Raw genomic sequence first — 2,869 nt, 5'->3', positions numbered from 1 at the left:
GATGATACCGTCGCCGACAACCGCGACACCAGAATCTCATCCAGATTGTCGCGCTGATCTCAGCCAGATTGTCGCTCTACAGCCATCACATCTCATCACCCTCGCTATCTACGCGTCCAGCGTTTCTATTCGAGTTTGCCAAACGGAAGATTCGATTATGCAGCGCCAACGTGAGCGATATAGGCTTGGTTGCGCGCCAACAATGCCCAGGCAACACGCGCAGTCTTGTTGGCCAGGGCCACCGCGACCAGCCGGGCCGGTTTACGCGTGAGCAGCTTTGCCGCCCAACTCTTGCTGGCATTATCCTGCCGTGCCCGACGGATCACCGCCGTGGCACCGATAACAAGCAGGCGCCGAATATAGCCATCCCCCTGTTTGCTGATGCCGATAAGTTTCTCCTTGCCGCCACTGCTATGCGCGCGCGGCGTTAGACCAAGCCACGCCGCGAAGGAGCGGCCCGAGGAAAACAGTGTTGCATCTGATACCGTCGCCACGATAGCGCTTGCCGTGATCGGCCCGATGCCGGAAATGCCAGCCAGCCGCCGGCTTGCCGCATTATTCCGATGCCAGGCCAAGATCTGCTCTTCGATCTTGTCGATTTCGCTGGCCACGACGCGCATTTGTTTGATCAATCCATGCAGCGCCTTACCCGCCAATGTGGGCAGGCTGTCTTGCATCGCATGAAAAGCCTCGATCGCCGCTTTCACTCCGGCGGTCCCTTGCGCGGCGATGATGCCGAACTCAGCAAGGTGTCCGCGCAGGGCGTTGATCAACATGGTGCGCTGGCGCACCAACAGGTCGCGGGTTTTATGCAGCATCAACACGCCCTGCTGTTCCATACTCTTGACCGCGACGAAACGCATGGTTGGTCGTGTGACTGCCTCGCAGATCGCCTCCGCGTCGGCCGCATCTGTCTTGCCTCGCTTGACATAGGCTTTCACGTAAGCTGGCGGCATCAGCCGGACCGTGTGGCCAAGCTTTCCCAATTCCCGGCCCCAATGATGAGCCGTCGCACACGCCTCGATGCCGATCAGGCAGGGAGGAAGGCTCGCGAAGAATTTCATCACCTCGCCGCGGCGCAATGGCTTACGGACGACTACCTTGCCGCAAGCGTCGATGCCGTGCACCTGGGAAGATATTCTTGGCAAGGTCGAGTCCGATTGTAACAATCTGGTTCATGGAGTGGCTCCTTTCCCTGTTTCTCACAACAGCGATGCTAGACGCCGTTGGGAGGCCGCTCCACCCCATCAAACTAACTGCCCGTTCTCGAATTTAAGTGTCACGTCAACAGATTGAAATCATTGGCACAGTATTCTCATAATTAAAGGGTCTTCCTCAATTTGTGTGGTTCATTCGCCGTTAGCGACGATGCCGCTATGGGCGGGCATGCGAACGAAAACGAAATGGTCGCCCGGCCCAGGGGTCAAAGTTCTGGGTGTTGCACTCACCGATGATGACAGCTGGGTTGTTTCCGCTGCAGGACCAGCCTTTGGCGTTTGCCCCGATTGTGGACGGCGGAGCCGAAATCGGCATGGCTGGCTTACACGCAGCCTTCAGGATCTGCCGGTTCAGGGCAGGACCGTGACGGTGAAGCTTCGGCTGAGCCGTTGGCGATGCGCATATCAAAAATGTGAACGACAAACATTCACCGATCGGCTGTAAGCGGTTGCTTCCCCTTATGAGCGCCGGACAAGGAGGGTCGCGGAGATTGTCGGTCTGCTCGGACACAGCGCCGGCAGGCGTCCTGCAGAACGTCTGATGAGGCGGCTGGGTCTGCCGGTCAGCGACGACACGATCCTGCGGCACCTCAAACGCCATGCCGCAGGCAACAGGCCAATCTCTTCCCGGATTATCGGGATTGATGACTGGAGCTGGCGGCGATCATGGCGCTACGGCACGATGATCGTCGATCTGGAGCGCCGTGAAGTCCTCGACATTTTGCAGGACCGAAGCGTAGCAAGTACGGCTCAATGGCTGAAGCGGCACCCTTCTGTCGAGATCGTCAACCGAGACCGGTGCGGTCTCTATGCGCAAGCTGCTCGTGAGGGCGCACCGCAAGCGCGCCAAGTCGCGGATCGGTTTCATCTCCTGCAAAACCTTCGGATCGCAATCGAGGAGCAGATGAGCCTTTCCGGGCGCGCGACAGGGCGGGCACTGCGGCCCGATAAGGATAACGAGCCGTACGCCGACACAACGCACCGGCGCCGCGCACGTCACGCTCATCGACAATCGAGACAGGTGGTGTTCGATGCTGTTCATGCCTTACGCAAGGAAGGGCTGCCCTGTTCCGAGATTGCTCGTCGCACCGGCTACGGCCGCCGCAGCATCGCCAAATGGCTGACCTTCGACGCGCCGCCGGCCCGACGCAGGGCCGCGTTGAAACCTACGTCACCTTTATACTTCGAGGCGTTTCTGGCCGAGTGCTGGACAGCTGGAAACCGCTGCGGGCGGCATCTCTTCCACGATATCCAGGCGCGCGGCTACACTGGCAGTTTCTCGAATCTTGAACGGCTGCTCGCAAAGTGGAGACGCGCCGAGAAGGTGGATCAGGACAGCGCTGCGCTTGCCTCAGTCAATGACCATCAGTTCGCCCGCGATGCCGTTCCTATACGGGATCCGGAGACGGGCCATCTGATCTCGCCCGTAGTCGCCGCCGCACTTTGCGTGAAACCGCGTGCTGCGCTGACGGCCAGTCAGGCGAGAAAGGTCGATGCCTTGAAGCGGGAATCGCCGGATTTCGCTTTGATGCGTAGTCTTGGCATGCGCTTCCGCGGACTCTTTCGCAGCGGTGATTCATATGTGGACGCCCCCTATGGCAAGGGCTTTTTGTCGGGTGGTTTGATCGGTTGCTTTCATATGTCCGGCCTGT

The 2,869-nt window shown here is 59.4% G+C and carries 2 pseudogenes; one reads left to right on the top strand and one right to left on the bottom strand.

Features of this window, described 5'->3' with window-relative positions:
* Positions 1-155: 155 nt before the first annotated feature.
* Positions 156-1,179: pseudogene (locus AU381_RS00155) on the bottom strand (IS110 family RNA-guided transposase).
* Positions 1,180-1,386: 207 nt separating this feature from the next.
* On the opposite strand from AU381_RS00155, the pseudogene AU381_RS00150 reads away from it, so the two are divergent.
* Positions 1,387-2,869, top strand: a pseudogene (locus AU381_RS00150) (ISL3 family transposase); the annotation flags it as partial.

Origin of the sequence: Sinorhizobium glycinis (assembly GCF_001651865.1) — a bacterium.
GTDB classification, from domain to species: domain Bacteria; phylum Pseudomonadota; class Alphaproteobacteria; order Rhizobiales; family Rhizobiaceae; genus Sinorhizobium; species Sinorhizobium glycinis.
This window is presented reverse-complemented; position numbering and strand designations above follow the sequence as displayed.